Source organism: Hydrogenophilus thermoluteolus, from assembly GCF_003574215.1.
Taxonomy (GTDB): Bacteria; Pseudomonadota; Gammaproteobacteria; order Burkholderiales; family Rhodocyclaceae; genus Hydrogenophilus; species Hydrogenophilus thermoluteolus.
Genome location: NZ_AP018558.1, coordinates 51945 through 74897, shown reverse-complemented (window position 1 = coordinate 74897; position 22953 = coordinate 51945). Strand labels below are relative to the sequence as shown.

Here is a 22953-nt window from a genome sequence, read left to right as displayed (position 1 = left end):
CCCCCGACGTACAGCGATGACAGTAACCCCCCAACGCCTCAGCGAAACGCAATGGCGCATCCCGCTCGACCAGATCGACCGGCACAGTGCGGCCCAGCTTGCCGATGCGCTCGTTACCGAACTGACCGCACGCGGTTACCCCGCAGCTGAGGCGGTGGTCGGGTTCGACGCAATCGCGCTCTGGGGCTGCCCGGACGAATCGGTACTTTCGGCAGCACTTGCCGCCGTTGGCGCAAAAGCGCGCAGTGCGCGTCTTGCCGCCGCTGCCCCCGATTCAGATCCCTCGACGCCTTCACCCCATTCCCGTACCCATGAGCTCCCGCTCATCGTTACCCCCGAAACGGCGCCCGACCTCGCAACGGTCGCGGAAGCGCTGGGGCGCACCCCAGAAGCGGTTCTCGACACGTTTCTCGCCTGTACGTTCACCGTTGCGGCCGTGGGATTTCTGCCCGGTTTCCCGTTCCTGGAAGGGTTACCCGAAACGCTCGCGCTGCCGCGGCGTGCCAATCCGCGCCTCAAAGTGCCCGCCGGGTCGGTCGCGATCGCGCAACGCATGGCGTGCATCTACCCGTGGGAGAGTCCGGGCGGCTGGCACCTGATCGGTCGCACCCCGGTCACCCTCTTCGACCCGACGGCGATGCCTCCGGCCCGGCTTCGGCCCGGCGATCGTGTGCGCTTCGTGCTGCGAGAGGAATCGCGATGAGCACAGCCGCTGCGTTACGAATCCTAGACCCAGGGTGTTTTGCGACGATCCAAGACGACGGGCGGTTTCACGCCCGCCAGTGGGGTGTGCCGCGCGCTGGCATGCTCGACCCCTGGCTCTACCGTTTGGCGCTCGCTGCCCTTTTCCATGCGAGCGGCCGCCCTTTGGCCGCGCTGACCCCGCCGCCACCGCTCGGCCCGCCACTCACCTTTCCGCTCATCGAGCACCACTTCGGTGGCTTTGCCTTCACCGCCGAAGGAGCGCCCTTCCCCGTCGTCGTCGCGGGCAACGTCCGCTTACGCATCGACGACACGCCGCTGGCAGTGCAGGGAGCGCTCAGTTGGGTACTCGCTCCCGGCGAAACCGTCACCGTGGAGCGAATCCTCGAAGGTCGAACCGCCGTCGTCGGCACAGGGACGCTGGCCATCCCCGAATGCCTGGGCAGCACGAGCACGGAGCTGCGTGCCCGTTTTGGCGGTTGGCAGGGGCGACCGCTTGCCGCGGGTGATCGGATCCCCGTGACGCCACCCACCCAACCGCCGCGCGCTGCGTTCCTACCCCTTCCTTGGCCATTGGCCAGTACCGAACCGATCCGTAGCCTACCCGGCGCCCAATGGTCCGCGTTCGCTGACGACGCGCGCGCCGCTTGGGTCAGCGCACTCTGGCAGGTGACGCTCGCGAGCGACCGCATGGGCGCACGTCTCGAAGGCCCTAAGCTGGTCGCGACACCACCAGAGATCCGTTCTGAACCGCTCTGGCCCGGCGCGGTGCAGGTGCCGCCTGCTGGCCAGCCGATCGTTCTCCTCAACGACGCCCAGACGATGGGCGGCTATCCCAAAATCGCACAGGTGATCGAAGCCGACCGCTGGCGCCTGGCCCATCTCCAACCGGGAGAACGGCTTCGCTTTGCCTGGCTTACCGACCCCGACGACGCCTGGCATGCGTTCTCCGCGCGCTGGCGCCGCTTCCAGCAGCACGCGCTGGCCCACGCCCGTTCCGCAGCGAGTGCCACACCAGACCTCGCAGCGCTCATCGGCGCAAGCGGTGACCCCGATCCGCATCGGCTGTGGCACGAAAACCTGGTGAGCGGCGTCTGGGACGCCACATGGGAGGATTTCGTATGACCCTTACCCTCAATCTCAACGCTGATTTGGGCGAATCGTACGGCGCCTGGTCGATGGGCAACGACGCCGCGATGCTCGCACTCGTACAAAGTGCGAGTCTCGCCTGCGGTTTTCACGGGGGGGACCCCCTCACCGCGCGCAAGACGCTGGCATTGGCTCGCGCCGCACGGGTGAGTGTCGGTGCGCACCCAAGCTACCCGGACCTCCTCGGCTTTGGCCGCCGCGAGATGGCGATTCCGCCTGACGAGCTCGAAGCGCTCCTTCTCTACCAAATCGGCGCGTTGGCCACGCTCGCCGCCAGCGAAGGGGTGACGCTGACCCACGTCAAACCCCACGGCGCGCTTTACAACCGCGCCTGGCGCGATCCCGTCACCGCACGCGCGATCGTCCGCGCCGTAGCGACCGCAAGCCGGGCACTGGCGGGCAGCGGCCACGGCATCCCCTGGCAAGACGCTCGGGCCTTGATCCTGCTCGCTCCACCACACTCAGCGCTTGCCGCTGCGGGTCACGACGCCGCGCTTCCCGTCGCCCACGAAATCTTCGCCGACCGCGCCTACACGGCCGACGGCACACTGGTGCCCCGCAGTGAACCGGGTGCGGTGCTTCATGACCCCGACGCGGTGCTTCGTCACGTCCAAACGATGCTCGAAGCAGGCGGCATTGTCACCGCCACGGGGGAAGTCCTCCCGGCACCGATCCACTCGATCTGCGTGCACGGCGACACCCCGGAAGCGGTGGCGATCGCGCAAGCGCTGGCCGCGACGTTACAGGAGCAGGGCGTCGCGCTTGCGCCACTTCCTGCGTTGTTCGACCCGGTCAGAACGCCTTTTGCCAGTTGAGCGAAAGGCCCGCGGCGCGTTGATCGTTCTGTCCCGCGGTGGCAAAGAGCCCCAGCCGAAGCTGCTGCTGCGACGCCAGGTTCCACTGCACGCCAAGGTCAGCGGTCACCTGCACGCCGTTGTCGCTCCCTACTTCGGTCGGGAACGCCCCAGCCCAACCCACCGCGCCATGGGTCACGGTGCGGCGGCTATCCTGAAACGCCTTCTCGACCGCCAGCCGACCCTGCCACACCAGGTTGGGCGCGCTGTGCATCCGCCATTGATAGCCGATCTGACCGACCCTTTGATCGAAATCCTGCGCCGCGAAGCGCAGCGCCGTCGCGGAACCGCTCGTCTCGCTGTAACCCCCCAGATGGACCCAGCGCCAGCCCAGTGCCGCGAACGGTCCATGCAATCGTGCCGATTCGCCGAACCATTGCCCGACCTCGAAACGGACTTGACGTACGCTTCCGCTGGTCGAGCCGCGCTCGGTGCGCGCAAGCGTGCGCAGCGTCATCTCCCGTTCGAGGTCATAGGAAATTCCGGTCATCCCTGCGGTGAGGGTGGCATAGCGCGCGCCCCACCGTTTGCCCAGATACGCCGCAAGGGAGGCGCCGTTGCCATCGGCGTTGCCCAAAGCGGTCACTTTGAGGGAATCGTGAACGAACCCGACGGTGACGCCACCCCACCAGCCGTCGCCCCATTCGCCGTCGAAACCGACGTCGACACGAGTTGGTGTCGCACGCCGCTTCGCTTGCGTCGCGGTGGCGTCGGTGGTGATGCGTTCACCCGAAACGGTCGCCCACCAACCCTGCGCCCCTGCAGCGAAACCGGACAATGTCCGCGTCGTGACGAGCCGCCATTGGGCGTTTGCCGCCGACGCCACATGGTCGGCCACGGCAGCGACGAAGTAGGGCGCCGTGAGCGCCTGCGTGACGAAATCGGCGATCAGTTCGTGTCCCCCGCTCGTCGGATGAACCCCATCGGCGAAGAGATAGGTCGTGGACGCGTCGGGTGCGACCAGCGTGGCACTGGAACAGACGAGCGACGTAGTCGTCACGCACGCCACCCCCGTATTGCCTACGGTGAAGCCAAATGCCGCAGGGTTTGCCACCACCTCTTTGAAGAGCCCATCGGCGTCAAGAAGCAGGACGCCTTGTTCACCCAATGCGCTCACGGTGCTATTGAGCGTCAGGTTATAGAGCGTCGTCAAGCCGCTCAACCCAGCACGCGCAGCCGACGGCTGCGACAGACCGAACGGCGTAGCCCCAATATCCGGCACGGTGAGCACTACCTGCCGCGTTGCACCCGCCTGCCGCAATACCGCGGTGAGCGCCCCCATCTGCTGCGCCGCGCTCTGGATCTCTGTCTGCATCACGGCCGGCGCATTGCCGCTGTAGCCGGTTTGCCAGAAGATGTCGTTCGCGCCGCCCCAAAGGAAATAGGTCGTTTTCGGGTTTGCGGTGCCGCCATTGGCCGTCAGGTACTCCTGGATTTGAGTCGCCAACGGTTTGGCGTCTTCCGTGGGCGGCGTGGGTTGCACCCCGGGCAGCTGCGTCACCCGCGCCCCACCCTGTGCCCAGATGTCGCCACCGTACGGGTTCGGTACGAATGCGCCACTTCCGGCCCACAATTGTGCGGGGCCGACCGTACCGACCAAGCCCTGCACGATGCGTTCGCTCCAGACCGGCCCCGGATTGGTCGTGAAGCGGCCAACCCCCGGAATCAGCGCGTACGTGCCCGCATCACTCAGGCTGTCCCCGAAAACCACCGCCTGGGCATGGACACCACCCGAAAAGATCGCGAGCGCCGACGCCACCGCGATCCCGATTTGCCGTTTCCTGTTTTTCATCGTCGTCTCCTCACACCCAAAAAAATCACCCGCGCACTGCGGCGCTCACCGGCAACGCCGCCGCTTGCCGATATTCGGTTTCGAGCCGCGCGACCAATTCAGCTACGGTCGGAACGTCGTGGATCACCGAAACGCCGTGCCCGGCACTCCAGATGTCCCGCCACGCTTTCGCTTCGTCACCGATCGCCTTCAGTTTCCCTTTACCGAAGTTGATCGCGAGTTCTTCGCGCTTGAATCCCGCGGCTTCGAGGCTCGGCCAAAGGAAGTTCGCGTTGGTACCCGAAACCGCGTCGGTATAGACCACGTCGGATGCCGTGCAGCGCGTCACCATCTCCTTGTACCCAGGGCTGGCCATCGATTCCTTAGTTGCAATGAAGCGCGTCCCCATGTAGGCGAAATCGGCACCCAACACTTCAGCGGCGCGCACGCTGTACCCATCGGAAATCGCCCCGGCGAGAACGAGCGTGCCGTCCCAAAATTCGCGAATCTCACGGGCGAGTGCGAACGGGCTCTGAGTACCCGCGTGGCCGCCCGCGCCCGCGCACACCGCGATGATCCCATCGACCCCCGCTTCGATCGCCTTCTTCGCGTGGTAGGCATGGATCACGTCGGCAAAGACCAACCCGCCATACGCATGGATCCGCTCGGCGGCTTCCCGAGGATTGCCCAGGCTGGTGATCACGAATGGCACCTTGAAGCGCTCGATGAGCGCCAGATCTTCGGCCAACCGCGTGTTCGAATGGTGCAGAATCAGGTTTACCCCGAACGGGGCAACCGGTTGTTCCGGGTGCTGCGCGGCTGCTTCGGCGAGTTCCCGCGTGATGCAATCGAGCCACGCTTCCAGTTGCGCCACCGGGCGCGCATTGAGCGACGGGAAGGTGCCAGCAACCCCCGCCTTGCACGCCGCGATCACCAATTCGGGGCCCGAGACGAGAAACATCGGCGCGGCGATCACCGGCACCCGAAAACGACCTTGGAAAGCTGCTGGAATCGGCATAGGGTTCTCCTTGGCGTGTCGAAAAAACAGATCAAGGATAGCGCAAGGAGATGAACAAGTCAAACGTTTGTTTGACTTGTTCGCTACCGCGAATCGCTACGCTAGCAGCAGCTTCGCACCGATGCCGCCCAACAGCAGCGACAAAACGGAGCGTACCCAGCGTTGTGGGACGACACGGACCAGGTGACTCCCGACCCAGATACCTGGAAGCGAACCCAACAACAACCAACCCAGCATCGCCCAATCGACGGTGCCGAGCGCAGCGTGCCCCAACCCCGCCGCCAGCGTCAGCGGCACGGCGTAGGTGACGTCCGCAGCGACCAGCCGGGGCAACGGCACATGCGGATAGAGCACCATCAGGATCGCCATACCCACCGCACCAGCCCCAACCGAGGTGAGCGTGACCAACGCGCCGATCACCGCGCCCATCAACCAGGGTCCCGCCGCCCAACGTGGCTGTTCGCGATCGCGCACCGTGTGCGCTGCGCTGCCAGAATTGACGCGACCATGCGCCGCGGCAGGAGTGGCACGGTTGTCCAATGCGGCGCTTGGCGATGGCGTCACCACGCCCCCGCTCTTCACCACTTTGTAGAGGGTTGCCGCTGCGGTGAGCAGCAACATCACCCCCAACGTGTGCTGCATCAGGCGGTGAACGTGTTCGCTCGCCGGCCCTACGGTTTTCAGGAACACCAACATCACACCGACCCCTGCCAGGCCGCCGACGGTGAGCGGAACGACGATTCGCCACGGCACCATGCGATGCTTTGCAAAGGAAAGCGCACCCCCCGATTTGGTGATCGCCGCAAACAGAAGGTCGGTTCCGACCGCAAGGTGAGGCGATACACCAAACCCGTAGATCAAGAGCGGCGTCATCAACGAACCGCCTCCGACGCCGGTCAACCCGACGATGAAGCCAACGAGCGCGCCGCCTGCAACCAGAGCCCATTCCATACCGTTTTGCCCGTACCTGTCTGCTTTCAAATGTACCGGGCATGCGGTACGGAAAACACCCGTTTTCGGTTATTCCGTTATCGACCTGGGTTTTATCGCACGATGATGAGCGCCCGGAAATCGTTGACGTTGGTCCGCGTCGGCCCGGTCACCACCAAGTCGCCCAGCGCCGCAAAGAACTCGTACGCGTCGTGAGCCACCAGGTAACGCCGCGCATCCAACCCCAACGCACGAGCGCGCGCCAGGGTGGTCGGGGTGACGAGCGCCCCGGCGTTCTCTTCGCTGCCGTCGATCCCGTCGGTATCCCCCGCGATCGCCCAGACATGCGCTGCTCCGTCCAGCGCCAACGCCAGCGCCAGCAGAAATTCACTGTTGCGCCCACCCCGTGCCGGAAGGAGCGGGTCAGCAGGTTTTCGCGGCAATGTTACTGTCGTCTCCCCGCCAGAGAGGAGCACACACGGCGCGCAAAACGGCTCACCGTGGCACACCACCGCGCGGGCGAGCGCGGCGTGCCACTGCGCCACCGTCTGGCTCTCTCCTTCGATCGCGTCGCTCAGGATATGGGGAGCGAAACCGAAACGGCGCGCCGCGTTGGCCGCTGCGGCGAGGCTCTCCCATGGCGTTGCGATGAGGTGATAACGACAACGGGCAAAGTGGGGATGGTCCGGTTTCGGGGTCTCCCAGCGCCCCTCAGCGAGCGCGGTACGGACTGCGTCAGGCACTGCGATCGCATAGCGTTCGAGCACCGCCAACGCTTCCGCGCAGGTCGTGGGGTCAGGGACCGTGGGGCCGCTTGCGATCACCGCAGGGTCGTCCCCCGGCACGTCGCTGATCGCCAACGTCACCACCGGTGCCGGTGCTGCGGCAAGCGCCAACCGTCCGCCTTGGATCCGCGACAGGTGTTTGCGCACGCAGTTGATTTCGGCAATCGTCGCGCCGCAGGCCAACAACTGCGCGGTGATCGACTGCAATGTGGCAAGGGACACTCCCGCTTGTGGAAGCGGCAACAACGCCGAACCCCCGCCAGAGAGGAGACAGACCACACGATCGTCCGGGCCCGCTTCGGCCACCGCGTCGAGCACCATTTGCGCGGCATGGCACCCTGCCGCATCGGGGGTCGGGTGGGCCGCTTCGAGAAGTCGGATGCGTCCGCACGGTGTCGCGCCGTGCGCGCACGCTGGCGGCAGATGGCCGTATCGGGTCACCACCACGCCGGAAAGGGGCAACGCCTCTGGCCATTGCGCCGCGAGCGCCGCGGCCATCGCTGCGCTCGCTTTTCCGGCACCGACGACGATCGTCCGGCCACGCGGCGCTTCAGCGATCAACTGCGCCACCCATTCCGGCATCACCTGTTCGGGTTGCGCCCGCGCCACCGCCGCAGCGAAAAGGGCACGCAGCTGCGCGCGAACCGCCTCATCCTTTTGCGGCGCGACCGATCGGTCACTGCCCCGTTCCGCCATCGGCCACCTCCCATCCAACGATCCACCGTGTGGTTTTGCTGAACACCACCCCGGGTTCGATCACCGGCGTCACGCCCCGTGCGGTGCGATACGCATCGACGCTACCCCACCACCCTACGGGTGCCATTCTATACCGCTAATCACCCCCAGACCGCCAACCCTTGCGGTGCGGCTACACCACGCGGAATCTTGCGGCCCCCTTCGCGCCCCAGACGTTATAATCCCGGCAGTCCCATTTCGTGCAACGGCAACGACGATGACCACGAACCTACTCGACGACCTCGCCGCACGCGGCCTCATCGCCCAATGCACCCATCCGGAAGCGCTCGCCGAAGCGCTCACCAACGGTCCGATCACGCTCTACTGCGGCTTCGACCCCACTGCGGACAGCCTCCATCTGGGCCATCTGGTGCCGGTTTTGGCGCTGCGCCGTTTCCAACTGGCAGGGCACAAGCCGGTTGCGCTCGTCGGTGGCGCCACCGGGATGATCGGGGACCCCAGTTTCAAAGCGCAAGAGCGCAAACTCAATACGTTGGACACCGTCCTCGAATGGTCGGCTAAGATTCGTCGCCAACTCGAACCGTTCCTGGAGTTCGACGGCGCCAACGCTGCGATCATCGCCAACAACCACGACTGGTTCGGCGAAATGAACGTGCTCACTTTTTTGCGCGACGTCGGCAAACACTTCTCCGTGAACGCGATGATCAAAAAAGAGGCGGTTGCCGCCCGCATCGAACGCGACGAAGTGGGCATCTCGTTTACCGAATTTTCCTACATGCTGCTCCAAGCCTACGACTTTGCCGAACTCTACCGTCGGCACGGCTGTCGGCTGCAATTGGGCGGCTCTGACCAGTGGGGCAACATCACCGCCGGGATCGACCTCATCCGCCGCTACTTCCGCACTGAGGCGTTCGGGTTGACGCTGCCGCTCGTCACCAAGGCGGACGGCACCAAATTCGGCAAAACCGAATCGGGCGCCGTCTGGCTCGACCCAAGCAAAACCTCTCCCTATCAGTTCTACCAGTTCTGGCTCAACACGGCCGATGCCGACGTCTACAAATTCCTGCGCTACTTCACCTTTCTGCCGGTTGCGGAGATCGAAGCGATCGAAGCGGCCGACCGCGCGCGTGACGGCAAACCAGAGGCGCAGCGGATCTTGGCTGAAGAGGTCACGCGCCTCGTCCATGGGCCGGAAGCACTCGCTGCGGCGCAGCGCATCACCCAAGCGCTCTTCTCTGGTGACCTGGCGGCGCTTACCGAAACGGATTACGCACAACTCGCGCTCGACGGCATGCCGTCGGTTCGTCTTCCGGCACAACCCACCCCGCTCATCGACGCGCTGGTCGCCGCACAGCTTGCCCGCTCGAAGAGCGAAGCGCGCACCTTCATCCAAAGCAATGCGGTTGCGGTAAACGGCGCCAAGGTCAACGACCTGAGTGCGCTGCTTGAGAGCGACGCGCGCCGCTTTGGACGGTACACGATCCTGTCGCGCGGCAAAAAACAGCACGCGCTCGTCGTCTGGGACACCGCTGCAACACAGTGACGGGAAAGGCTGTGGCACTGGCTTCGGTTCGCACCCGCGCCGCACTGGGTGTCACAGCGCCCGAAGTGGTGATCGAAGCGCACTTGGCCAATGGCCTGCCGAGCTTTTCGCTCGTGGGACTGCCTGATGCCGAAGTGAAAGAGGCGCGCGACCGCGTCCGGGCGGCGCTTACCAGTGCCGGATACGAATTTCCGGTGCGCCGCATCACCGTGAATCTCGCACCGGCCGACCTTCCCAAGAGCGGCAGCCGCTTCGACCTCCCCATCGCGCTCGGGCTCCTTGCCGCCAGCGGCCAAATCGCCGCTGGCAAAGCGCTTGCCCAGTGCGAAATCATCGGCGAACTCGGGCTCGACGGCTCGGTCCGCCCCGTGGCTGGGGTGCTGCCCACCGCGCTTGCCGCCAAACAGGCAGGCCGTGCGCTCATCCTTCCCGTTGCGAACTGGGCCGAAGCGCAGCTCGTCGGCGACTTGGTCTGTTACCCGGTGCGCGACCTCCAGGACGCCCACGCCTGGCTCGACGGTCGGCAACCTTCGGGCTGGCCGGAGGCGTTCGCACCCGCCACCGCTGCACCCGGTGATACTGCATTCTCTGCCGCTTCGCTCGACCTCAGCGACGTCAAAGGACAAGCAGCCGCGAAGCGGGCGCTCGAAATCGCTGCGGCCGGGGGCCATTCGCTGCTCCTTTTCGGCCCGCCTGGCGCCGGCAAATCGATGCTTGCCGCGCGCCTGCCCACGCTGCTACCGCCGCTTGACGAAGCCGAAGCGCTGGAAACCGCAGCGATCCATTCGCTCTTGGCGCCATTCGACCCCAGCGCCTGGCGGCAACGCCCGTTTCGCGCCCCGCACCATTCGGCGTCCCTTCCGGCGATCGTCGGTGGCGGCGCAGCAGGCAGGATCCTTCCGGGCGAAATCGCGCTCGCCCACCACGGCGTCCTCTTTCTCGACGAACTCCCGGAATTTTCCCGTACCGTGCTCGAAGCACTGCGCGAACCGCTCGAAACGGGCGAAATCACCGTCGCGCGGCTGCGGCAACGGGTCACTTTCCCCGCGCGCTTTCAGCTCGTCGCAGCAATGAACCCATGTCCATGTGGTTACCTGGGCGACCCGTCGGACCGCTGCCGCTGCACCCCTGCGCAAATCGAGCGCTACCGCGCGCGACTCTCCGGGCCGCTCCTTGACCGCATCGACCTCATGGTCGAAGCGCCCCGCCTCTCCGCCGAAACGCTTGCCCACGCCCCTCCGGGCGAAACAAGCGCCGTGGTGGCCGCGCGCGTTCGCGACGCCCGCGCCCGCCAACAGCGGCGACAAGGCAAACCGAACGCCGCGCTCTCCCCCGCCGAACTCGACCGCTTTGCCCCGTTGGAACCTGCGGCCGAAGAGCTCCTTGTGAAAGCCGCAGAGCGGCTCCAACTCTCTGCCCGCGCCCACCACCGTATCCGTAAAGTGGCACGTACCATCGCCGATCTGGCGGGGTGTGAACGAATCGGCGGGGCGCATCTTGCCGAAGCGGTGCAACTGCGCCGTTTGCCGTGGGGTTGAAGCGCTGAAACGACACCACGCGCTAAAACGACGACGTTTCCGGCAACCCCTACAACACGGATTCCTCTTTCCACTGGCAAGCATCCCGCGCGATATTCAGAAATGCCGTTAAAACTGGTGAGTGGTCGTCTCTACGCCACAGACAACACAACTCCAATGTCGACAGCCGTTGCGAACGGAAGGAACGGTACACCACATTGGGTAAATTGAGATTGGCAGCGGAGCGTGTCGTAATCGTCACCCCAAAGCCAACCGATACCAACGCCACTGCGGTCAAGAAATCCTCCACCTCTTGCTCGACGCGAATCGTCACTCCATCACTTTGAAAAACCAAGCGAATCTCTTGTGCCAGCCCGTGGAGCGGAAGGTTGGGGTAGAGAATCATCGGCTCCTCCGCTAACATCTCGACCGTAATCACCTCTTGGTCAACCAGAGGGTGCGTAGCGGGAAGCGCCACCATCAACGGCTCTTCGTAAATTTTCTCCACTTCGATATCGGGCTCGTCCGGCACATAGCGGTTGAACCCAACGGTAAGTCGGCGATCGCGTAGCCACTGCAACTGCTCCGCTTTGGTAAGGTTGTGCAGCGCAATCCGTACTTTTGGGAAACGACGATGAAATTGGGTAAGAATCCTCGGTATCACATCCAAAATGCCAGAACCGAAGAGCCCCACATCCAGCCGACCCAACTCACCGGCCGCGGCTGACCGGGTGCGCTCTGCGGCCTGCTCGGCCAGCCCCAGAAGGTGACGCACTTCATCAACCAACACGCGCCCCGCCTCGGTAATTTCCATCCCTCGGGCAGTTCGTTTGAAGAGCTTAACGCCCAAGTCCTCTTCCAATGCCTGAATCTGACGGGAGAGCGGCGGCTGCGCCATATGAACCCGCTCCGCAGCACGGCAAACATTTCCTTCCTCAGCAACAGCAAGAAAAAGCCGCAAACGCCGACCATCATCCAACGCTCGCAACCAGCGGTCCATGACTCCACCTCAAAAATAAAAAATACTAATAGCATATCAGTATACAAACATGGTATCAAAACAAACAAAAAAAGTATTTGACGGTATGAATTGTAATTTTTATACTGGGATTACTATGTATCGAACGACAATGCAAACCTTCTCAGTTGAGGTCACCAACACGGGTGAATCTTACCTTTGCGCAAAAGACGAAAACCTTTTGCGCGGAATGGTGCGACTCGGGCGGCGCGGGATCCCTGTCGGGTGTATCAATGGGGGGTGTGGGATCTGCAAAGTGCGCATCCTCTCAGGGGAGGTCGAAGTGGTCGGCCCGATCAGTCGCGCCCATGTGTCCGAAGAAGAAGAAGCGCAGGGAATCACCCTGGCCTGTCGGGTCGCCCCGCGCTCTGCGGTTGTGCTGACCGTGGTTGGAAAAATGAGCAAACCGTTTCTTGCCTTGGCCGCCGCAAACGGTCAAGGTCGTTTATCCACCCAAAGTAAAGGAGAGTAGCAATGGGCATCCTGCGTATTGGTCACGCTAGCCTGCGCGTCATGGACATGGCCGCGGCGGTGCGCCACTATGAAAACGTTCTCGGCATGAAAAAGGTGATGGAAGACAAGCACGGGAACGTCTACCTCAAATGCTGGGACGAATGGGACAAGTTCTCCCTCATCCTGACCCCTTCCGATCGAGCGGGCCTCAACCATGTCGCCTACAAGGTAGAACGGGAAGAGGATCTCGACGAGCTCCAAGAAAAGATCGAGGCCTATGGCATCTCCACGACAATGCTCCCCGAAGGGACGTTGCCCTCCACTGGCCGCATGTTGCAATTCAACCTCCCAAGCGGCCACGAAATGCGTCTCTACGCGTTCAAAGAGTGCGTGGGCACTGATGTCGGCAACATCAACCCTGACCCGTGGCCGGACGATATTCGCGGCGCCGGGGCTCACTGGTTGGATCATTGCCTTTTGATGTGTGAGCTCAACCCCGAAACCGGAGTCAATAAAGTCGCGGAAAACACCAAATTTGCCACAGAAGTGCTCGGCTTTTTCCTGACCGAACAAGTTGTGGTCGGACCGAACGGTTCGATTCAGGCGGCCACCTGGTTGGCACGTACCACAACGCCGCACGATATCGCCTTTGTTGGCGGACCGCGCATGGGGCTCCACCACATTGCGTTCTTCCTCGACGGATGGAACGATATCCTCAAAGCGGCCGACGTGATGGCAAAGAACAAAGTGAAGATCGACGTGGCGCCAACGCGGCATGGCATCACGCGGGGGGAAACCATCTACTTCTTTGATCCCAGCGGCAACCGCAACGAAACGTTCGCTGGGCTCGGTTACCTTGCCCAACCCGATCGGCCCGTTGTTACCTGGACCGAAGAGCACCTAGGCAGCGGCATCTTTTACCACACTGGGGAGCTCGTTTCGAGCTTCACCGAAGTCTATACCTAAGGCGAAGCGGGGCGATGACCATGCAGAAAGAGACAACGGTCACCGTCCCCCAAATCAGCGACGAAGCTGCCGCAGCGGCGTGCGCCGCCGCGGTAGCGCACGCACGGAATTTGGGGATACGGATCAACGTCGCCGTTTGCGATGCCACTGGAACTTTATTGGCGTTTCGCCGAATGCATGGTGCTTTCTTGCATTCGATTGAGATCGCTATCGACAAGGCATACACCGCAGCCGGTTTTGGTCTCCCCACGCGTAAGCTCTTCGACCTGATTCGTGACGACGAAGCGCTACGGCTCGGCATTCCGCAGCGCCCAAGGTTGATCGTCTTCGGCGGGGGATTACCGATCTGCCAAGACGGCGCAGTTGTTGGAGGGATCGGCGTCTCAGGCGGCTCTGCAGAAGAAGACGAAGCTTGTGCGGCAGCAGGCCTTGCAGCCGTAGGATTCACTATTCCCGATTGAGAAAGTGAAAAAGGATTTTCCCATTCCTTTTTAACTGAGACTGAGTAAAGATGTCTATGAAACAGATTTTGAATTTCATCAACGGTACCTACCAACCGTCAAATCGAACCTTTCCTGACCGCAGCCCTGTGACCGGTGAAATCGTGGCACAGGTACACGAAGCCAGCCGTGAGCAAGTCGATGCTGCGGTGCGCGCCGCACGGGCTGCACTGGAAGGGCCATGGGGCAAGATGACGGTGGCCGAACGGGTTGAGCGCCTTTACGCTGTTGCTGCTGGAATCGAAAAGCGGTTTGACGAATTCCTAGTCGCAGAATGTGAAGACACTGGAAAACCGTTCAGCCTTGCCCGTCACGTCGATATCCCTCGCGGCGCAGCCAATTTCCGCATCTTCGCAGACATCATCAAGAATGTCCCCACCGAATTCTTCGAAATGGCTACGCCTGACGGACGGGGTGCAATCAACTACAGCTACCGCACCCCAGTTGGGGTTGTCGGTGTGATCTGCCCCTGGAACCTGCCTCTGCTGCTCATGACCTGGAAAGTAGGTCCAGCGCTGGCATGTGGCAATACGGTCGTTGTCAAACCCAGTGAGGAAACCCCACAAACCGCTGCCCTTTTGGGCGAAATCATGAACGAAGCGGGTATTCCTCCTGGCGTCTATAACGTCGTTCATGGCTTTGGTCCCGATTCCGCGGGCGAATTCGTCACGACTCACCCAGGCGTCAATGCAATCACCTTCACCGGTGAAACCCGCACGGGTGAAATCATCATGAAAGCAGCCGCGCAAGGAGCGCGCCCCGTCAGTCTAGAGATGGGTGGAAAGAATGCAGCAATCGTCTTCGCCGATTGCGATTTCGATGCTGCTATTGAAGGGACTATGCGTTCGGTTTTCGCCAATTGTGGTCAAGTGTGTCTGGGCACCGAACGGGTCTATGTCGAACGTCCCATCTTCGATCGTTTTGTCGAAGCACTCAAACGCGGCGCGGAAGGGCTACAACTCGGTCGCCCCGATGATCCCGCTACGAATATGGGGCCGCTCATCAGCCAAGAACATCGGGAAAAAGTCCTTTCCTACTACCGACTCGCTGTCGAAGAAGGCGCCACGGTGGTCACCGGCGGGGGGATTCCCGAAATGCCAAAAGAACTGGCGGGCGGCTCTTGGATTCAACCAACCATCTGGACCGGATTGCCCGATACGGCTCGGGTGATGCGCGAAGAGATTTTTGGGCCCTGCTGTCATATCGCCCCATTTGACAGTGAAGAGGAAGTGATCGCGCGTGCCAACGACAGCGACTATGGCCTTGCCGCGGCAGTTTGGACCACCAACTTGAGCCGTGCTCACCGGGTCGCGCAAAAACTGGAAGTGGGCATCTGCTGGGTCAATAGCTGGTTCCTGCGTGATCTTCGTACCCCGTTTGGTGGCGCAAAACGGTCGGGCATAGGTCGAGAAGGGGGAGTGCACTCCCTTGAGTTCTACACGGAACTCAAGAACATCTGCATTAAATTGTAAAACCGATTCAGGAGAGCGATCATGAAACCCAAGGTGTCTTATTGGGCAAAAACGCCGGAACCCTTTGACCCTAACCGCAAATGGGCGCGGGTCACCGGCATCAACCGCTTGGGTTTCGTCGAGTTCGAATTCACGATCGGGGCAAAAGAACTCACTGTCGAACTGATGCTTCGCCCTGAAGCGTTCGATGAGTTTTGCGAAAAACAAAAGGTCGAAGTACACGACCCCCATCAGTTACTCCCCAACAGAAGAAGCTAGTCGATTTTTCCATAGCCAAGAGGAGTTATCCATGTCCATCGACCTCAAGACGGTAAACATCAAGCCACTTCGGCTTACTTATGCTCACGTCGCTAAGTAATCAGCAATCTATCAAAAGTTTTCATCGTGGAGGAGAAAATTATGACACTAACTAAGACAACTGCTAACGAACCGCAGTCGATTTCGCGTAGAAAAGCCCTCAAAACGTTGGGAAAACTGACGGCCACCAGCCTTGCGGCTGCGCATGCCCCTTGGGTTCACGCTGCCAACACGCTCAAAATTGGTTTGGTCAGCCCGCAAACCGGTCCGTTATCGGTCTTCACCGAACCTGACGCATTCGTGCTTGGCGCCATTCGGTCATATCTTGCCAATGGAATCCAAGCAGGTGGTAAAAAATGGTCAGTAGAGATCATCGTTAAAGACTCACAATCTAATTCCAGCCGCGCTGCAGAGGTCACCAACGAACTGATCTACAAAGATGGGGTGGATCTCGTTTTAGCTGCTTCAACACCGGAAACCACCAACCCCGTAGCTGATACCTGCGAACTCAACGGAGTTCCGTGTATCACCAACGACACGCCTTGGCAACCTCACTTTTTTGGCCGCGGGGGTGACCCCAAAAAGGGCTTTGAATGGACCTACCACTTCTTCTGGGGACTAGAGGACATCATCGCTGTCTTTACCGGGATTTGGGACAAGCTACCCACTAACCGCGTCGTTGGTGCATTGTGGCCGAACGATCCCGACGGCAATGCTTGGGCCGATCCCAAATTGGGCTTTCCCGCGGTAGCAGAAAAGAAAAAATTGACTTTTGTCGATACGGGTCGCTTTCCGCTACCGGCAGATAATTTTGCTTCCCAAATCATTGAGTTCAAAAATCGTGGGGTAGAAATTGTCACAGGGGTCGTACCGCCCCCAGATTTCGGCAACTTTTGGGCGCAAGCTGCACAGCAGGGATTTCATCCCAAAATCGTAACCGTCGCCAAAGCAACGGAATTTCCAGCTGCTGTGAAAGCGTTTGGCGATCGCGCCAATGGGCTTTCGGTCGAAGTGTGGTGGTCTCCGCAGCACCCGTTCAAGTCAAGCCTGACCGGTCAAAGCTCAGCGGAAATTGCTGCTGCCTATACCCAAGCCACGGGTCGGCAATGGTCGATGCCTCTCGGTTTCAAGTATTCGCTTTTCGAAGTGGCATTGGACGCGTTTGTTCGAGCTGGCGGCAATAGTCGCGAAGCACTGCGTGACGCCATCCGCACCACAAACCTCGAAACCTTGGTTGGTCCCGTCAATTTTCAAACCGGACCGGTACCCAATATCAGTAAAACGCCTTTGGTAGGTGGTCAGTGGCAAAAACGTGGTCAAGGGTTTGAGCTTGTGATTGTCGAAAATGGGATTGCTCCCATGATTCCGATTGGTGGCGAATTGCTACCGATCACATAACAGACGTTGCTGAGTTCGTACCACACAATGGAATCAAACATGCTGTTAGAAGTCGACGCCGTAACCAAGCGTTACGGCGCGCTGATCGTCACTGACTGTGTCCGTTTCACCGTACCCAAAGGCCAAGCAGTTGGAATTATTGGTCCGAACGGCGCGGGGAAAACCACACTGCTCAATCTGATCAGCGGTACTGTCCAGCCCGATAGCGGTCGTATCTTACTGAACGGGTTGGACATCACCTACTTACCCGGTTCATTTCGCTGTCGTGCGGGTATTGGTAGAACTTACCAAATCCCACACCCTTTTTCTGGTATGACAGTCTTTGAAAATGTCCTGGTGGCGGCCATTTTTGGTGCGGGACTGTCGCAGACTCAGGCATCCCGAAAAGCGCTCTCGGTGCTGGAAGCGACCGATTTGCTGCATCGTGCGAACGAGCTTGCGGGGTCGTTGCGTCTCTTAGATCGAAAACGACTGGAATTGGCGCGCGCACTCGCTACCGATCCGCAACTGTTGCTTCTTGATGAGATCGGCGGCGGGCTCACCGAACACGAGCTCCACGCGTTGGTGGCACTCATTCAAACCATTCGTTCCAGTGGCGTGACGATTTTATGGATCGAACATATCGTCCACGCCCTAATTTCGGTAGTCGATCGATTGATTGCGGTCGATTTTGGTCGTGTTATTGCCGATGGAAACCCGGAAGCGGTGATGTCCAATTCCGAGGTTCAAGCGGTCTATGTGGGAATCGATGTCGATGAAATCGCACGGTGACGTATTGTCACAACCGCTCCTTGAAGTTCGCAATCTTGACGCATTCTACGGCGACTTTCAAGCGCTATTTGGTGTGAATCTCACCGTGTATGAGGGGCAGACCGTTGCAATCATTGGCGCAAATGGTGCGGGAAAAACTACTCTTTTGCGAACTTTGAGCGGTTTGCTTCCTGCTCCACACCAATCCATTCGTTTTGCTGGTGAGGATATTGGCGGTGAAGCTCCTTTTCGTATCGTGGCACAGGGCATTGCGATGGTGCCAGAAGGGCGGCGCCTTTTTCCCAGTTTGACGGTAGAAGAAAACTTACTGGTTGGCGCCTACTGCCATCGCTCTGGATTTTGGGATTTGGAGAAAATCTACCACCTATTCCCGATCCTTGCCCAACGCCGCCATCAGCCTGCTACCCAACTCTCTGGAGGACAGCAACAAATGGTGGCTATAGGGCGCGCGTTGATGTCGAATCCGCGGTTGCTGCTCTGTGACGAAATTTCATTGGGATTGGCCCCAATCGTAGTCCGCGAAATATACCAACATCTTCCTGAAATCAAAGCACAAGGGACGACCATTTTGGTGGTCGAACAAGATATTCGTCAAGCCATCAATGCAGCCGATTGGCTTATATGTCTGCAAGAGGGAAGGGTCGCCCTCTACGGTGCCCCCAATCAGCTGGGCCATGATGAGATTGTCAAGGCCTATTTTGGAACGTAACCGGAGCCTCCTGCGATGATCGAATGGATCAATACCATCCTTCAAGGGTTATTACTGGGTTGTCTCTACGCGCTCTTTGCCTCTGGCCTGTCACTCTCGTTTGGCATCATGCGCATCGTGAATATCGCGCACGGAGATCTCATCGTCTTAGCAGGTTTTTCGGCAGCTGCCATCACAGCACCGTTGCTGCGGTCAGGGATACCGCTGTGGGCAACGGTGGTTATCTTCTTCGCAATCGTGGCCTTTTTTGCCTTTGCCAATTATCTGTTGCAACGATATGTTTTGAATCGCACGTTGGGTCGTGATCTGCTTGCACCTCTGTTGGTTACCTTTGGCTTTTCTATCGTATTACAGAATGCGATGGTGGAAATTTTCTCTGCCAACGTTCGTCGCATCGATTTGGGCGAATTCGCAACTGCAAGTTGGTCACCGTTACCTGGTATTTCACTTGGCGTCCTTCCGCTTGTCACGGCACTTACTGCGGTCGTACTGATATTGGGCTTGCAATGGTTTTTTCGTGTGACGCCCCTAGGTCGTGCCTTTCGATCGGTCTCAGATGACCCTGAAACTGCGCAATTGATGGGGATGAACCCCAAAAACCTCTATGCGCTGGCAATGGGATTTACTGGCGCTACGCTGGCGATTGCAGGAATCTTTTTTTTGATGCGCGCGGCGGTTGCGCCAACCGATGGTCCTGCGCGGCTCATTTACGCCTTTGTGGCGGTGATCATAGGGGGCTTGGGCTCTTTGTGGGGGACACTGGTCGGCGGCATTTTGCTTGGGATAGCACAAGCGATCGGCGCGGCACTTAATCCCGGGTGGGGAATTCTCGCTGGACATCTCATTTTTTTGCTTGTTCTGATAATCCGCCCCAACGGACTGTTTCCGAAAACACTTGACAGATAAGCACTATGGAAAAGACGGACGTGACTGCTGCTAAGTATCGTGTTGCCTCCCCGAAAATCGGACCTGCTGTCGTCGTTGGCACACTGCTGTTGTGGGTTGGACTTTTCACCCTTCCCTGGTGGAGTGGGTTTGCCACGATTCGGTTGGTTACCGAGTTTCTATGCATTCTGACCCTTGCCCAGATGTGGAACCTGTTGGCGGGGTATGGAGGATTGCTCTCTATGGGCCAACAAGCCTTCGTTGGGATTGGTGCTTATTCATTGGTTGTTTTCGGCTTGTTTTTGGGTGTGTCCGTTTTTTGGATTGTCCCAATCGCTGGACTGGTCGCTCTGATTTTGGCCGTTCCCACGGGTCTTGTCGCATTCCGCCTGCGCGGCGCCTATTTTGCCATCGGAACCTGGGTACTTGCCGAAGTCTATCGCCTGGTGATCATGAACCTTCCCCAGATGCGGGGCGGTTCAGGTCTCAGTATTGCCCCGATACTGTCGCGTTATCCCATATCGGATCGCTTTTCTTGGACTTTCTGGATCGCACTTGCGCTCTGCACTGTGAGTGTGTTGGGCACATACGCGTTGCTGCGTTCCCGTTGGGGATTGGCATTGACTGCGGTGCGTGACAGCGAAATCGCTTCCGAGTCACTCGGTGTGAGTGTCCCTAGCATCAAATGGGCCGTTTATCTCATTGCGGCAGGGGTGACCGCAATGGCTGGTGCGCTACTTTTCACAACCAAATTACGGGTTTCACCCGATGCCGCTTTTTCGATGGAATGGACGATCTTGATGGTTTTTGCCGTCATGATCGGCGGAATTGGCACCTTGGAAGGTCCGATTATCGGAGCCTTGCTCTATTTCGTGCTGCGTGAAACCTTGAGTGGCTGGGGCACCTACTATTGGATCCTTCTGGGGCTTCTCACCATTGTCGTTATCCTTTGGGCACCGAAAGGACTCTGGGGTCTCATGACGCAGCGATGGCCTGTTCAGGGTTTTCCCGTGCGCAGGATCGTCGAAAAAAACCCACAAAGCCGGTGATTGCAATACTGTAAAAGTATCGAATTATATATATATGATATTTGTTTGGCATTAGTGAAAATGGTATTAAGTTAACAGTCTCTTCAAAGCATGGGCAGTGCCATGAATACATCAGCGAATCCGGAAATCGGAATGTCGATCACCGCAGCCGGGATCGAAACAAACTACCACGAGGCGGGAGAGGGCTTCCCGGTGGTTCTGATTCACGGCTCCGGTCCTGGAGTCAGCGCATGGGCCAACTGGCGCCTGACCATCCCCAAGTTGGCACAACGAGCCCGTGTCTTGGCGCCTGATATGGTGGGTTTCGGCTATACCGAGCGTCCCCAAGGCATAACCTACAACATGGACACCTGGGTCAACCACATCCTGGGTTTCCTCGACGCACTGGGCATCGAAAAAACCGATCTCGTAGGCAATTCGTTTGGCGGCGCTCTTGCGATTGCGCTCGCGACTCGCTACCCCAACCGCGTACGGCGCCTGGTGCTCATGGGCTCTGCGGGCGTTCCCTTTACCCTCACCCCTGAACTCGACGCGGTATGGGGGTACGAACCCTCAGTTGAAGCGATGAAGCGGCTCATGGATATCTTTGCCTATGATCGGCGCTTGGTCACCGACGAACTGGCTGAGCTCCGGTACCGCGCGTCCATTCGCCCAGGGGTTCAGGAAGCATACGCCGCCATGTTTCCGGCCCCCCGGCAACGCTGGGTCGATGCCCTGGCCAGCCCAGAAGCGGCCATTCACGCAATTCCGCACGAAACCCTGATCATCCACGGCCGGGAAGACCGGGTGATTCCCCTCAGCAATGCCTACACGCTCCACCAGTGGATTCACCGCAGCCAGTTGCATGTCTTTGGACGCTGCGGCCACTGGACGCAAATCGAACAGGCCGACCGTTTCGCTCGTCTGGTGGGTGACTTTCTGGCCGAAGCCTCGGAGCAAGAGCCTTTTCCCCTTTCCTCTTGATCCCAACAAAAAACATGAGGAGTGTTTCAACGATGGACCCGCAACTGATCACCACCTTAGGTGACGAACTCTACGAAGCATTGATGCAGGGCAAAGTGGTCGAGTCGCTCACCGATCGCTACCCAGAAATCACCATCACCGATGCTTACGCCATTCAACAACGGATGAACGCCCGACGCGTCGAACAAGGGGAGCGCATCATCGGCAAAAAAATCGGGGTCACCAGCCAAGCGGTGATGAAAATGCTTGGGGTAGACCAACCCGATTTCGGAATGCTCACCGATGCCATGGTTTACAACGAAGGGGAAGCCGTTCCGTTTGATCGCCTGATTCAGCCCAAAGCGGAAGGGGAAATCGCGTTTTTGCTCAAGCGCGATTTGACCGGCCCAGGAATCACTGCAGCCGACGTTCTGGCTGCCACCGAAGCGGTCTTGGCCTGCTTCGAGATTGTGGATAGCCGCATCCGCGACTGGAAAATCAAAATTCAAGATACCGTAGCCGACAACGCCAGTTGCGGTGTGTTCGTGCTGGGCGACCGCCTGGTCGATCCGCGCGCTGTCGATCTCTATACCTGCGGCATGGTTCTTGAGAAGAACGGCGAAGTGGTTGTTACTGGTTCCGGTGCGGCAACGATGGGCTCACCACTCACCGCAGTAGCGTGGCTTGCCAATACCTTGGGTGCGATGGGTGTGACGCTCAAAGCTGGAGAGGTAATCCTCTCCGGTGCATTGGGGGCAATGGTTCCTGTGGCGCGCGGCGACAACTTACGGGTAACCATCGGCGGAATCGGTGGCTGCTCCGTGCGGTTTGTCTGACCCGCGCGATATGGGTTGCGATTTGAAAGCGAACTAAATGCTTAAGCAGGACATCATGGCCGGAAAAGATCCCCTCCCAGCAACCTTGCCAGCCCAAATCAAAATGGTGTTGGTGTCGCGCCGTGCAAAACCAGGGCACGAAGAAGAGTTGGAGAAGACCTGGAACAAGCTCTCCGAGGTCGCTTCACGCTTTCCTGGTTATATTGGTGGACAACTGATCAAACCCTCTGAGCCCGATGGTGGCAGTGAGGAGCGTCTCTACCACATGCTCTTTGCGTTTGATACGCCGGAGCACCTGCACCAATGGCAGGAGTCTCCTGAACGGGCGTTGGGGCTCAAAGCGCTTGAACCTCATGTGGAAGGACACACCGTCTTCCATGAACTTTCCGGCCTCGAACATTGGTTTACCCCTGCCAAGGCGCAGTCTTCCAGGCCACCACCAAGATGGAAGATCGCGCTGATTACTTGGTTAGGGATCTATCCCACGGTGCTGGTTCTCTTTCTCACGATCGCACCATACTTGGAGCACTGGCCGCTGCCGCTGCGTACCGCAATCATCACGGCATTGGTCGTGCTGGTCATGACTTGGTTGGTTGCTCCCACTTTGACCAAATGGTTCCACAACTGGCTTCATCCTAAGCCGCCACAATCCGATGATTCATCCCCCCCTCCACTCATTGAATAACTCGCGA

General features: G+C 59.7%; 24 protein-coding genes. 18 read left to right on the top strand and 6 right to left on the bottom strand.

Going from position 1 to position 22953, the window contains the following annotated elements; genetic code table 11:
* Window positions 1-16: 16 nt before the first annotated feature.
* Genes HPTL_RS00355 through HPTL_RS00345 form a run of 3 tightly spaced genes read left to right on the top strand, consistent with a single transcriptional unit; the run spans window position 17 to window position 2666 of the window.
* The gene (locus tag HPTL_RS00355) at window positions 17-703 is read left to right on the top strand and encodes a 5-oxoprolinase subunit B family protein (protein ID WP_119334194.1); all 687 of its coding nucleotides are present in this window, start codon (window positions 17-19) and stop codon (window positions 701-703) included.
* A complete protein-coding gene (locus HPTL_RS00350; protein ID WP_119334193.1) occupies window positions 700-1827 on the top strand; it encodes a 5-oxoprolinase subunit C family protein in 1128 nt (375 codons plus the stop codon). The genes HPTL_RS00355 and HPTL_RS00350 overlap by 4 nt, the downstream gene beginning before the upstream one ends.
* Complete coding sequence (locus HPTL_RS00345) at window positions 1824-2666, top strand: LamB/YcsF family protein (protein WP_119334192.1); 843 nt, start codon at window positions 1824-1826, stop codon at window positions 2664-2666. The genes HPTL_RS00350 and HPTL_RS00345 overlap by 4 nt, the downstream gene beginning before the upstream one ends.
* Here the strand turns inward: HPTL_RS00345 and HPTL_RS00340 are convergent.
* From HPTL_RS00340 to HPTL_RS11240, 5 genes are all read right to left on the bottom strand, one after another.
* Window positions 2644-4497 carry an autotransporter domain-containing protein gene (locus HPTL_RS00340; RefSeq protein ID WP_119334191.1) on the bottom strand — a complete coding sequence of 618 codons (1854 nt, stop codon included), beginning with the start codon at window positions 4495-4497 and terminating at the stop codon, window positions 2644-2646. The two genes, HPTL_RS00345 and HPTL_RS00340, sit on opposite strands and share 23 nt — an antisense overlap.
* A gap of 25 nt (window positions 4498-4522) precedes the next feature.
* On the bottom strand, window positions 4523-5494 hold the full coding sequence (locus HPTL_RS00335) for an NAD(P)H-dependent flavin oxidoreductase (RefSeq protein WP_119334190.1): 972 nt from the start codon (window positions 5492-5494) through the stop codon (window positions 4523-4525).
* Window positions 5495-5590: 96 nt separating this feature from the next.
* Complete coding sequence (locus HPTL_RS00330; RefSeq protein ID WP_119334189.1) at window positions 5591-6445, bottom strand: sulfite exporter TauE/SafE family protein; 855 nt, start codon at window positions 6443-6445, stop codon at window positions 5591-5593.
* Window positions 6446-6537: 92 nt separating this feature from the next.
* Entirely contained in the window at window positions 6538-7905 is a 1368-nt protein-coding gene (locus HPTL_RS00325) for a glycerate kinase type-2 family protein (protein WP_119334188.1), read from the bottom strand.
* Window positions 7886-8032: a hypothetical protein gene (locus HPTL_RS11240; RefSeq protein ID WP_170141223.1), complete on the bottom strand. Its 147-nt coding sequence runs from the start codon at window positions 8030-8032 to the stop codon at window positions 7886-7888. The genes HPTL_RS00325 and HPTL_RS11240 overlap by 20 nt, the downstream gene beginning before the upstream one ends.
* Window positions 8033-8161: 129 nt before the next feature.
* Here HPTL_RS11240 and tyrS point away from each other — a divergent pair, with 129 nt between their 5' ends.
* Window positions 8162-9448, top strand: coding sequence for a tyrosine--tRNA ligase (gene tyrS / locus HPTL_RS00320; RefSeq protein ID WP_119334187.1), 1287 nt, complete (start codon window positions 8162-8164; stop codon window positions 9446-9448).
* Between the two features lie 11 nt (window positions 9449-9459).
* A complete protein-coding gene (locus HPTL_RS00315) occupies window positions 9460-10986 on the top strand; it encodes a YifB family Mg chelatase-like AAA ATPase (protein ID WP_119334186.1) in 1527 nt (508 codons plus the stop codon).
* 49 nt (window positions 10987-11035) lie between these two features.
* Here HPTL_RS00315 and HPTL_RS00310 read toward each other — a convergent pair whose 3' ends face one another.
* The gene (locus tag HPTL_RS00310; RefSeq protein ID WP_119334185.1) at window positions 11036-11965 is read right to left on the bottom strand and encodes a LysR family transcriptional regulator; all 930 of its coding nucleotides are present in this window, start codon (window positions 11963-11965) and stop codon (window positions 11036-11038) included.
* Window positions 11966-12080: 115 nt separating this feature from the next.
* On the opposite strand from HPTL_RS00310, the gene HPTL_RS00305 reads away from it, so the two are divergent.
* The 13 genes from HPTL_RS00305 (at window position 12081) to HPTL_RS00245 (ending at window position 22946) form a co-directional block, all read left to right on the top strand.
* On the top strand, window positions 12081-12455 hold the full coding sequence (locus HPTL_RS00305) for a 2Fe-2S iron-sulfur cluster-binding protein (RefSeq protein WP_408610123.1): 375 nt from the start codon (window positions 12081-12083) through the stop codon (window positions 12453-12455).
* Between the two features lie 2 nt (window positions 12456-12457).
* Window positions 12458-13402, top strand: coding sequence for a catechol 2,3-dioxygenase (locus HPTL_RS00300; protein WP_119334184.1), 945 nt, complete (start codon window positions 12458-12460; stop codon window positions 13400-13402).
* A gap of 14 nt (window positions 13403-13416) precedes the next feature.
* The gene (locus tag HPTL_RS00295; protein ID WP_119334183.1) at window positions 13417-13863 is read left to right on the top strand and encodes a GlcG/HbpS family heme-binding protein; all 447 of its coding nucleotides are present in this window, start codon (window positions 13417-13419) and stop codon (window positions 13861-13863) included.
* A 56-nt stretch (window positions 13864-13919) separates the two neighbouring features.
* Window positions 13920-15374: a 2-hydroxymuconic semialdehyde dehydrogenase gene (locus tag HPTL_RS00290; RefSeq protein WP_119334182.1), complete on the top strand. Its 1455-nt coding sequence runs from the start codon at window positions 13920-13922 to the stop codon at window positions 15372-15374.
* A gap of 21 nt (window positions 15375-15395) precedes the next feature.
* Window positions 15396-15632, top strand: a complete 237-nt coding sequence (locus HPTL_RS00285; protein WP_119334181.1) for a phenol hydroxylase subunit — start codon at window positions 15396-15398, stop codon at window positions 15630-15632.
* A gap of 141 nt (window positions 15633-15773) precedes the next feature.
* A complete protein-coding gene (locus HPTL_RS00280) occupies window positions 15774-17069 on the top strand; it encodes an ABC transporter substrate-binding protein (protein WP_119334180.1) in 1296 nt (431 codons plus the stop codon).
* Between the two features lie 39 nt (window positions 17070-17108).
* Entirely contained in the window at window positions 17109-17840 is a 732-nt protein-coding gene (locus tag HPTL_RS00275) for an ABC transporter ATP-binding protein (RefSeq protein ID WP_197713712.1), read from the top strand.
* Entirely contained in the window at window positions 17818-18549 is a 732-nt protein-coding gene (locus HPTL_RS00270) for an ABC transporter ATP-binding protein (protein WP_197713711.1), read from the top strand. Before HPTL_RS00275 ends, HPTL_RS00270 begins: the two co-directional genes overlap by 23 nt.
* A gap of 18 nt (window positions 18550-18567) precedes the next feature.
* Window positions 18568-19455, top strand: a complete 888-nt coding sequence (locus HPTL_RS00265; RefSeq protein ID WP_119335997.1) for a branched-chain amino acid ABC transporter permease — start codon at window positions 18568-18570, stop codon at window positions 19453-19455.
* Between the two features lie 20 nt (window positions 19456-19475).
* Entirely contained in the window at window positions 19476-20483 is a 1008-nt protein-coding gene (locus HPTL_RS00260; RefSeq protein ID WP_197713709.1) for a branched-chain amino acid ABC transporter permease, read from the top strand.
* A 102-nt stretch (window positions 20484-20585) separates the two neighbouring features.
* Window positions 20586-21446, top strand: a complete 861-nt coding sequence (locus HPTL_RS00255; protein WP_119334176.1) for an alpha/beta fold hydrolase — start codon at window positions 20586-20588, stop codon at window positions 21444-21446.
* Window positions 21447-21478: 32 nt separating this feature from the next.
* Entirely contained in the window at window positions 21479-22261 is a 783-nt protein-coding gene (gene dmpE / locus HPTL_RS00250; RefSeq protein WP_119334175.1) for a 2-oxopent-4-enoate hydratase, read from the top strand.
* Between the two features lie 55 nt (window positions 22262-22316).
* Window positions 22317-22946, top strand: coding sequence for an antibiotic biosynthesis monooxygenase (locus HPTL_RS00245; protein ID WP_119334174.1), 630 nt, complete (start codon window positions 22317-22319; stop codon window positions 22944-22946).
* The last annotated feature ends 7 nt before the right edge of the window (window positions 22947-22953 follow it).

Coding starts and splice junctions, on each gene's coding strand:
- dmpE (WP_119334175.1), top strand. CDS start 21,479: ATGGACCCGCAACTGATCACCACCTTAGGTGACGAACTCTACGAAGCA.
- HPTL_RS00285 (WP_119334181.1), top strand. CDS start 15,396: ATGAAACCCAAGGTGTCTTATTGGGCAAAAACGCCGGAACCCTTTGAC.
- HPTL_RS00355 (WP_119334194.1), top strand. CDS start 17: ATGACAGTAACCCCCCAACGCCTCAGCGAAACGCAATGGCGCATCCCG.
- HPTL_RS00350 (WP_119334193.1), top strand. CDS start 700: ATGAGCACAGCCGCTGCGTTACGAATCCTAGACCCAGGGTGTTTTGCG.
- HPTL_RS00280 (WP_119334180.1), top strand. CDS start 15,774: ATGACACTAACTAAGACAACTGCTAACGAACCGCAGTCGATTTCGCGT.
- HPTL_RS00305 (WP_408610123.1), top strand. CDS start 12,081: ATGTATCGAACGACAATGCAAACCTTCTCAGTTGAGGTCACCAACACG.
- HPTL_RS00310 (WP_119334185.1), bottom strand. CDS start 11,965: ATGGACCGCTGGTTGCGAGCGTTGGATGATGGTCGGCGTTTGCGGCTT.
- HPTL_RS00270 (WP_197713711.1), top strand. CDS start 17,818: ATGTCGATGAAATCGCACGGTGACGTATTGTCACAACCGCTCCTTGAA.
- HPTL_RS11240 (WP_170141223.1), bottom strand. CDS start 8,032: ATGGCACCCGTAGGGTGGTGGGGTAGCGTCGATGCGTATCGCACCGCA.
- HPTL_RS00300 (WP_119334184.1), top strand. CDS start 12,458: ATGGGCATCCTGCGTATTGGTCACGCTAGCCTGCGCGTCATGGACATG.
- HPTL_RS00335 (WP_119334190.1), bottom strand. CDS start 5,494: ATGCCGATTCCAGCAGCTTTCCAAGGTCGTTTTCGGGTGCCGGTGATC.
- HPTL_RS00290 (WP_119334182.1), top strand. CDS start 13,920: ATGAAACAGATTTTGAATTTCATCAACGGTACCTACCAACCGTCAAAT.
- HPTL_RS00255 (WP_119334176.1), top strand. CDS start 20,586: ATGAATACATCAGCGAATCCGGAAATCGGAATGTCGATCACCGCAGCC.
- HPTL_RS00345 (WP_119334192.1), top strand. CDS start 1,824: ATGACCCTTACCCTCAATCTCAACGCTGATTTGGGCGAATCGTACGGC.
- HPTL_RS00325 (WP_119334188.1), bottom strand. CDS start 7,905: ATGGCGGAACGGGGCAGTGACCGATCGGTCGCGCCGCAAAAGGATGAG.
- tyrS (WP_119334187.1), top strand. CDS start 8,162: ATGACCACGAACCTACTCGACGACCTCGCCGCACGCGGCCTCATCGCC.
- HPTL_RS00340 (WP_119334191.1), bottom strand. CDS start 4,497: ATGAAAAACAGGAAACGGCAAATCGGGATCGCGGTGGCGTCGGCGCTC.
- HPTL_RS00330 (WP_119334189.1), bottom strand. CDS start 6,445: ATGGAATGGGCTCTGGTTGCAGGCGGCGCGCTCGTTGGCTTCATCGTC.
- HPTL_RS00245 (WP_119334174.1), top strand. CDS start 22,317: ATGGCCGGAAAAGATCCCCTCCCAGCAACCTTGCCAGCCCAAATCAAA.
- HPTL_RS00275 (WP_197713712.1), top strand. CDS start 17,109: ATGCTGTTAGAAGTCGACGCCGTAACCAAGCGTTACGGCGCGCTGATC.
- HPTL_RS00295 (WP_119334183.1), top strand. CDS start 13,417: ATGACCATGCAGAAAGAGACAACGGTCACCGTCCCCCAAATCAGCGAC.